This is a genomic window from Desulfobacula sp., from assembly GCF_030611305.1.
Classification (GTDB): domain Bacteria; phylum Desulfobacterota; class Desulfobacteria; order Desulfobacterales; family Desulfobacteraceae; genus Desulfobacula.
On record NZ_JAUWQB010000114.1, the window covers coordinates 1 to 8,835 of the forward strand.

Annotated in this window: 7 protein-coding genes; 5 read left to right on the forward strand and 2 right to left on the reverse strand. The window is 43.9% G+C overall.

Going from position 1 to position 8,835, the window contains the following annotated elements; translation table 11 throughout:
• Window positions 1-260: 260 nt before the first annotated feature.
• Window positions 261-1,121, forward strand: coding sequence for a dienelactone hydrolase family protein (locus QAI40_RS15715; protein ID WP_299983587.1), 861 nt, complete (start codon window positions 261-263; stop codon window positions 1,119-1,121).
• A 13-nt stretch (window positions 1,122-1,134) separates the two neighbouring features.
• On the opposite strand, the gene QAI40_RS15720 is transcribed toward QAI40_RS15715, so the two are convergent.
• Complete coding sequence (locus tag QAI40_RS15720; RefSeq protein ID WP_299983589.1) at window positions 1,135-2,346, reverse strand: anaerobic sulfatase maturase; 1,212 nt, start codon at window positions 2,344-2,346, stop codon at window positions 1,135-1,137.
• Between the two features lie 280 nt (window positions 2,347-2,626).
• On the opposite strand from QAI40_RS15720, the gene QAI40_RS15725 reads away from it, so the two are divergent.
• The 4 genes from QAI40_RS15725 (at window position 2,627) to QAI40_RS15740 (ending at window position 8,538) form a co-directional block, all read left to right on the forward strand.
• Window positions 2,627-3,097 (forward strand): glycine zipper 2TM domain-containing protein, encoded by a 471-nt coding sequence (locus QAI40_RS15725; protein WP_299983591.1) that lies wholly within the window; start codon window positions 2,627-2,629, stop codon window positions 3,095-3,097.
• Window positions 3,098-3,168: 71 nt separating this feature from the next.
• Entirely contained in the window at window positions 3,169-5,016 is a 1,848-nt protein-coding gene (gene typA, locus QAI40_RS15730) for a translational GTPase TypA (protein WP_299983593.1), read from the forward strand.
• A 123-nt stretch (window positions 5,017-5,139) separates the two neighbouring features.
• On the forward strand, window positions 5,140-6,996 hold the full coding sequence (locus QAI40_RS15735; protein ID WP_299983595.1) for a GNAT family N-acetyltransferase: 1,857 nt from the start codon (window positions 5,140-5,142) through the stop codon (window positions 6,994-6,996).
• Between the two features lie 12 nt (window positions 6,997-7,008).
• The gene (locus QAI40_RS15740; protein WP_299983597.1) at window positions 7,009-8,538 is read left to right on the forward strand and encodes an SDR family oxidoreductase; all 1,530 of its coding nucleotides are present in this window, start codon (window positions 7,009-7,011) and stop codon (window positions 8,536-8,538) included.
• A gap of 25 nt (window positions 8,539-8,563) precedes the next feature.
• On the opposite strand, the gene QAI40_RS15745 is transcribed toward QAI40_RS15740, so the two are convergent.
• A partial coding sequence (locus QAI40_RS15745) for an HD-GYP domain-containing protein (RefSeq protein WP_331521068.1) occupies window positions 8,564-8,835 on the reverse strand: 272 nt, incomplete at its 5' end.

The following is an 8,835-nucleotide window of genomic DNA, read 5'->3' on the forward strand; positions in this document are numbered from 1 at the left end:
GCATATTGCCTCTGTTTTTGTTTTATAATTTTTTGTTTTTGCGAATAAAAATAATACACGAAAACAGAGGCTTTTGCAACACAACAATCTGAAATTATTATGTAAATTATGTAAATTATAAATTGATTTCAACACCCTTTAATAGTTTATACTTAGGAAATGCGTTATCTTGCTTGGGTTTGGACTGAATCATCACATATAATTGAGAACCATAAACGACCGGAGCAATCATCACATTTCCCCAAACGAAAGGAAAAAAAATGAATCAGGAAATTATTCGTTTGCATGACCATTACATTGAGGAGGGCATGGATCGTCGGGACTTTTTAAAAAAACTAACAATCCTGACGGGCGGCACTGCTTCTGCCCTGGCATTTTTGCCCATGCTTGATTACAGCCATGCCCATGCTGAAACCATATCCCGGGATGATCCACGGTTAAATACAGATTACCTGGATTATCCCGGGAAAAGCGGGAACATCAGGGCATATTTTGCCAGAAAAAAAACCGAAAGCAAACAACCCGGAGTGATCGTTATTCATGAGAACAGAGGATTAAATCCCCATATTGAAGATGTCACCCGAAGAATGGCTCTTGAGGGATTTACAGCATTAGCACCCGATGCATTATCTCCCATGGGAGGCACTCCCTTCGACCCGGATGAAGCCAGGGATCTTATACGAAAACTTGATAGCAAGCAGACTGTTCAGAATTTTATCGCTGCTGCCCAGTATTTAAAAACTCACCCGAAAACAACAGGCAGAGTAGGCGTTATCGGTTTTTGCTGGGGGGGAGGGTTGGCCAACCAGTTGGCTGTACAGACACAGGACATTCAGGCCTCAGTCCCTTTTTACGGAATGCAGCCTGCCGCAACCGATGTTCCGAAAATAAAATCTGCTCTCCTTCTCCATTATGCCGGCCTCGACGAGCGTATCAACAAAGGTATCCCAGACTATGAAGCAGCCTTGAAATCAGCTGGTATTGATTACAAGCTCTACATGTACGATGGTGCAAATCATGCATTTCACAATGATACAAGCGCATCCCGTTATAATCCGGATGCGGCAAATCTGGCCTGGAAACGAACTATTGAATTTCTTTCTGAGAAATTAATCGAATAAATGATGCCCTGATTTATTGTGTCATACAACACCTTTTGAATTTTTTTCCACTTCCACAGAGACAGGGAGAATTGCGGCCTGTTCTTACGGGTTTGTCTTCTTGTTGTTGTCTTAGCAAAAGCTTTTGAAGCTGTTCAACAAAGGGAAGGCAATGATTAAAGAAACGTTTGTAGCCACGGCACAGGTGGTTGAGTTTCATGGTTGATCCGGGTATGTGCAGGATTCTGTCCTTGGGGCATCCCCCATTGCAAAAAGCGAGAACTTCGCAGGATTTACATTGTGATGCCAGACCGGTTTTTTTATTCTTTCCAAACTCTCTCATGGTTTTAAGATTCATTAATTTTCCAAGAGGAGTTGTGTTCAGGTTCCCTAATTTAAAAGCAGGCCTTACGAAATGATCGCATGGATACACATCTCCATTTATTTCAACTACTGGAATTTCGCCACATGCCTTTCGAAAAATACAAAGCGCATGATCCTGACCCATAGCTTTTGCAGATACTTCTTCAAACATTTGAACTTTGATACGGCCAATATCATATGCTTTCCATTCATCAAATATGGAGCAGAGAAAAGTGCCGTATTTTTCAGGATCAACGCTATCCATTAGAGAATTAACTACGGGAAGAAAACCGATATAAACAGCACCTATTTTTTTGAAGAAGCGATACACATCGAGGGGATGATCCACATTATGATGATGTACCACACACAGAATATCATAGGGGATCTGGTTTTTTTGCAGGAGCTGTTGCCCAAGCATAACCCGTGAATGGGTTCCCTTTCCTGATTTTGTGGTTCGGTATCTGTTATGAAGGTGTTCCGGACCGTCTAAACTCAACCCAACGGAAAATCCCTCTTTTTTAAAAAACCTGCACCATGTTTCATCCAGCAATGTCCCATTTGTCTGTATGCCGTTCTGAATCAGAACTCCTGCAGGCTGATACTTTTTCTGAAAACCCACCGCTTTTTTAAAAAAATCAATTCCCAGAAGAGTCGGTTCCCCGCCGTGCCAGGAAAAGCGAACAACAGGCCCGGGATGTGCGTGAATATGCTGGCAAATATAAGTCTCAAGGATATTATCAGGCATCCTCCGGGCAGAATCAGATACAGCCCCACCGGATGAATAATAACAATAATGACAGGCCATGTTGCATAAATCTCCGACGGGTTTGACAAACACCTGGAAATCGGTTTTGACTTTACTGCTTATACGTGGTGTCATTTTTTCCTCTATTCTTCGGTGCCGCTGCCGATGGCGGAAAATGGAAGGCCCAGCCCCAGGCTTTATCAGAAGAACAGTTCGATAAAATTGAATCCCAACGGTCACCCCATCTCCATAAAAATCAACGTACTATAATATGGCGGTGCAAGACAAATAAATTTTCAAAAAAAAATTCTACTGAATGCTTGAAGCATGGACAAAGGTGTTGTAGAATTGATGGAAATAGATTGTATTGCATATAAGCCCCAAGGTTAATTTATTGTTTGGAAAGGATATTTTTATGAAGACGTTAAAATCTACAGCAACTGTGATTCTTCTCATGGCCGCCATTGCCGTGGTTGTGGCAGGATGCGCATCAAGCAGATCCGGCCAGGTGTATTCACGGGATGAGGCAAGACAGGTTCAGACCGTTGAAAATGGGACGGTTGAGTCTGTAAAGGAAGTGGTGATTGAAGGCACCAAAACCCCCATTGGAACTGCTGCAGGTGCTGTTGCAGGCGGTGTTCTGGGCAGTACGATTGGAGGCGGATCAGGTAAATCGGTTGCCGTCGTGATCGGCGCCCTTGCCGGTGCTGCGGCAGGAACAATGGCAGAAGAAGAGATAACCCGGAAACCGGGTCTTGAAATTATTGTAAAAAAAGACAATGGCCAGACCATCGTTGTCGTACAGGAGGCCGATGTTTTGATCGCTGACGGAGACAGGGTCAGGATTATTACTGCTGCTGACGGTACAACAAGGGTGTCAAAGTAATATTTGACCTTTAGGTTTTCATGATTATTTTTCCTGCCTGAAAATAAAGATCGGATATTAACAGGAGAATCATGAAAAAGAATATTCAATATAATGACAGGTTGAGAAATATTGCCATCATTGCCCATGTTGACCATGGCAAAACCACCCTTGTTGATGCAATGTTCAAGCAGAGCGGGCTTTTCAGGGAAGGCCAGAAGGTGGATGACCGCCTGATGGACAGCATGGATCTTGAAAGAGAACGCGGTATCACCATTGCGGCCAAAAACTGCTCTGTGACCTGGCAGGACGTTAAAATCAATATTATTGATACCCCCGGTCATGCGGATTTTGGTGGTGAAGTAGAAAGAGCGCTTTCCATGGCTGACAGTGCGATTCTCCTTGTTGATGCGTCTGAAGGCCCCTTGCCTCAGACCCGGTTTGTCCTTAAAAAGACCTTTGAATCCAATCTTCCCGTCATGGTCATTATCAATAAGATTGACCGGAAAGATGCCAGACCCGACGAAGTGCTGGATATGGTGTATGATCTTTTCATTGATCTTGACGCCACGGAAGAACAACTTAATTTCACCTATCTGTATGCCATTGGCCGTGATGGTATTGTTAAAAAAGAACTGGATGATGATGTTGATAATTTAAACGTTTTATTCGATCTTATCCTGGAAGAAATGCCGGCTCCTTCATATGATCCTGAAGCCCCTTTTCAGATGCTGGTTTCAGATTTAGGGTATTCTGATTATCTTGGACGGCTTGCCATAGGTAAAATTTTTAACGGCAGTGCCAAATCCAATGAAAATCTTGTGTGCATCAACGAAAACAATAAACTTTTATCGTTAAAGGTATCCAAACTTCAGTCCTATGAAGGGATGACACTTTTGCCTGTAGAACAGGCCCAGGTGGGGGATATTATCGTATTGTCCGGTATCGAGGATGTCAAAATCGGAGACACCATCTGTACAAAATTCGAACCTATGCCTTTAGAAAGAATCACGGTGGATGAACCCACAGTCTCCATGAATTTCTCCATTTCCACATCTCCCTTTGCCGGCCGGGAAGGAAAATATGTTCAGTCCAGAAAAATCAGGGAGCGTCTTCTTAAGGAAACCTTAATGAATGTCGCCATTGAAGTGGAAGAAAGTACCACGGATGAAAGTTTCACAGTCAAGGGAAGGGGTGAACTCCAGCTTGCCATCCTGATCGAAACCATGAGAAGAGAAGGATTTGAACTCTGCGTCGGGCGACCCAAAGTCATTTATAAATATAAGGAAGGAAAAACACTGGAGCCCATTGAACATTTGTTTGTGGATTGCGGTGAAGCTTTTCTAGGTGTTGTAACGGAAAAACTTTCCATTCGAAAAGGCAAGATGACCAATCTTGTGAATAACGGCAAAGGCAGGGTGAGAATTGAATTTTCAATTCCCTCAAGGTCTTTGATCGGGTACAGAGATGAATTTATGACAGATACCCGGGGAACCGGGATTATGAACTCATACCTTTCAGGATACGAAGAGCACAGAGGGGAGTTTCCTACCCGGTATACCGGGTCCATTGTTTCAGACAGACAGGGGAAGGCTGTGCCCTATGCGTTGTTTAACTTAGAACCCAGGGGACAGATGCTTATTGAACCCGGAACCCCGGTGTATGAGGGTATGATTGTCGGAGAACACAACCGACATCAGGATATCGATGTGAATGCCTGCAAGGAGAAGAAACTTTCCAACATGCGGGCATCCGGGAAAGACGAAAATGTTGTCTGCTCGCCGATAAGGGTCATAACCCTTGAAAAGGCCCTCCATTTTATTCGGGATGATGAAATGGTGGAAGTTACGCCTTTATCCATACGTCTTAGAAAAAGCGTACTGAATGCTTCTCGGCGCCAGGTTCTGAAAGCAAAGCAGAAAAAGAAGGATCAAAAATAAACTAATTTCTGTGATCGTTTCTTCTGTATGGTCACATTTTTTTTGCAAAATCAGTCGTAAAGTATTACAATACTTTAAAAATATTCCCTTGTATTTTTCCGGGACTTTAATCAAGGTATCAATATGAATTGGAAACAAAAAATCATTGATCCTGATATTGTCATGAAAAAGATTCGGCCGGGAATGAGTATTTTTTTGGGCACGGGTGTTTCTGAACCCCGCACCTTGGTAAAGCGGCTGATGAGCTCCAATAGCAGGAAGCTGGTTGATCTTGAGTTGATTCAGCTTGTAAATTTCAGTGATACTATATCTCTTAAAACACTTGATTCCCATAAATACCGGCTGAAGACATTCAGTTCAGGCAATATGGTAAATAAGGCGATTACCAGAGGCTTGGTAGACCTGATTCCCATTCGATTCAAAAGATTGCATCGACTGTTTGAGTCGGGGCTTATCCAGGTTGATGTCGCGTTTATACAGGTTTCCCCGCCTGATGATTCAGGAACTGCCAGTCTGGGGATTTCCATTGATGTGGCACGGGCGGCCATGGAACAAGCCTCCTTTGTCGTGGGTGAGATCAATCCAAAAATTCCCAGGATCTTTGGTGATACATTTGTCAATATGTCGGAATTTGACATGTTGATCTATTCACAGGATGATCCGGTTTATTTTGAGCGCTGGGAAACCGGTCCTGCTTTTGACCGTCTGGCCAGCCGCATTGCTTCTTTGATCCAGGACAAAAGCTGTATTGCGTTTTCCATTGGTCCGTTGTTTGAATCCCTAAGTAAAAAACTGGTGAATAAACATCACCTTGGGGTCCACTCCCCTGTGTTTACCGATGCCTTGATGGATCTTGTGAAAAGCGGGGCAGTGACTAACCTTTATAAAAATGTCTCCCAGGGAAAATCCATTGCATCCTATGCATTTGGAACGCCGGCCCTAATGGCCTGGCTTGATCGGAACCATCTGGTGGAATTCCAGGGAATCCAGACGGTTTTTGACCCGGTCAATATCGGTAAAAATCCAGGATTTGTTGCGGTGATTCCCGCGCGCAAAGTTGATCTGTCCGGCCGCATTGTTTTACACCACGGTAGAGGAAATGTCATCAGCGGTCCCATGGAACTGATGGATTCTTTTTTAGGAGCGCAGATTTCCAAGGGAGGCCGGATCATATTTGGCCTCCCCAGCAGGAATCTGAACAATCACTCCAATATCAAACCTTCAATCAAACGGTACCACAACCAGCTGGGGTTTGAAGAATCCATTGACATGGTGGTGACAGAATACGGGGCGGCCATGCTCAACGGTCTTTCCATACGGGAACGGGCCCAGGCCATGATTGAGATTGCCCATCCGGATGACCGCATGGCGTTATTTAACAGGGCAAAAAAGAAAAACATGCTGTATCCGGACCAGATATTTTTAAAGGAAAGCAGCCATCTTTATCCCCATGAGATTCACGAGCAGCAGACCTTTAAAAATGGGGTCAAGGTGAGGTTCAGACCCATAAAACCTTCGGATGAGGAACAAATGAGAAGACTGTTCTATCGTTTTTCTGATGAAGCCATCTATTACCGGTATTTTTACTGCATTACCACTATGCCCCATTCAAAAATGCAGGAATATGTCAATATTGACTGGAACCATACCATGTCAGTCGTGGGGCTGGTCGGGGAGCCGGGAGAAGGTATTTTAATCGCAGAGGCCAGGTATTTAAAGGGAGAATCAGACCTTATGGCTGAAATCGCCGTAATTGTTGATGAAAAGTATAACAACCTTGGCATTGCCACCTATATGGTAAATTTATTATTGAAACTTGGAAAAGAAAGGGGCGTTGAAGTTTTTACAGCTACAGTCTTGTTTTCTAATTATAAGATAATGAAGGTGTTTAAAAAGGCCTGTCCAAATCTTAAAAGTGAACGGGAAGACGGCGTATACAGCATTACCATGCCTGTCGGTCATGCTGACGGTGGCGGGTAGGGGAAAATTTTTATGAAAAAATCATTAATTTTAATAACAGGTGCCACAGGTTATATTGGCGGCAGGCTTGTTTTACGATTACTAAAAGGCGGTTACAGGGTCAGGGCAATGGCCCGGTCCATGCATAAAATTCAGGGAAGGTCATGGAAAGATTACCCCAATCTTGAGCTTGTCAAAGCAGACTCTCATGATCCTAAAAGCCTGGAAAAGGCATTGAAAGATTGTGATGTGGCATACTATCTTGTCCATTCAATGTCTGAAGACCATAAGGATTTTGCCGATGCAGACCGCAGGGCTGCCAAATACTTTATTTCATTGTCTGATAAACACGGCCTTAAGCGGATAATCTATCTTGGAGGCCTGGGCGGGAATGAACCCAATACAAGTTTACACCTTAAAAGCAGGCAGGAAGTTGAGAAAATTCTTAAGTCAGGCCGGGTGCCTGTTACTGTTTTCCGTTCAGCCCATATTATTGGATCAGGCAGTGCATCTTTTGAAATGCTCAGATACATTGCAGAAAGAATGCCCTTTTTTATCATTCCCAAGAGCGTGATAGATACAAAACTTCAGCCCATCTGTATCAGAAATGTTCTGATTTATCTGGAAGAATGCCTTGAAAAAAAAGAGACTATCGGCCAGACGTATGACATTGGCGGGCCGGAAATTTTAACCTACAGGCAGTTATTTGAAATTTACGCGGAACAGGCTGGTTTACAAAAACCTTTATTTATTCATTCTCCCACCCCTCCTTTTAAGCTGGGCACAAAAATTGCTCATACCATCGCAAAACTCCTGCTTCCCATATCACCCAGCATTTCCCAGCCGCTTCTTGATGGGCTTGGTGTTGAAATCATTACAAAAGATGATAAAATCAAAAAAATTATTCCCCAGGACCTGGTACGCTGCTGTAGTTCGATAGACCGGGCCATTCAAAAGGATTCTCTTAAAATTGTGGATACACGATGGACAGATGCTGGCGATTTGCATTCGCCTGAGTGGATGTATGCAGGAGATGCTGCCTATTCAGGAGGGACACTGCTTCAGGGCGGATATAAAATTACTTTGGCCTGTGAACCCGGTGAAATCTGGTCTTTGATAAGCCGGATCGGAGGGTCTAACGGATGGTATTACGGTGATGCGCTGTGGCAGATCAGGGGATTGATGGACCAGATTGCAGGCGGAGTGGGCTTAAGAAGAGGGCGGCGTCACCCTGAACAGCTTTATGTCGGCGATGCTCTTGATTTCTGGCGGGTTTTAGATGTCAAACCTCCCTTTAAACTGATTCTTCTGGCAGAAATGAAACTGCCGGGTGAAGCGCTTTTGACTTTTGAGCTGGTCCCTGACGAAAAAGGGACAGAACTCAGGCTTGGTACGAGATTCCATCCCACAGGATTGTACGGGATCCTTTACTGGTATTCTTTACTGCCATTTCATAACCTTCTTTTCGGGGGCCTGTTAAACGAGCTTTCCAGAAGGGTTGGGAAAAGAATTCTTTACGGCCCTGAGAAGTACAGGCCAGGGCCGCTGATCTTAGATCATTGAGCAATGATGAAGACATGCCTGATAGTCAGACGACTATATAATTGCTTGTTTTATCCCGTTCACTGAGTGTGAAATGTTGATCTGTTTTGCCTTCAAAAGTACCGATCTTGCTTCTGATTTCCAGGAATTGATCAAAACTGGTGATAAAGATATCAAGAATTTCAGGGTCAAAGTGCTCCTCTCTTTCTTTTTTCAGGATATCAAAAGTGACCTCGGGTGGATAAGGGTCTTTATAAGGCCGCTTTGAGGTGAGTGCGTCAAAGGTATCTGCCAGAGCAACAATCCGCCCGGATATGG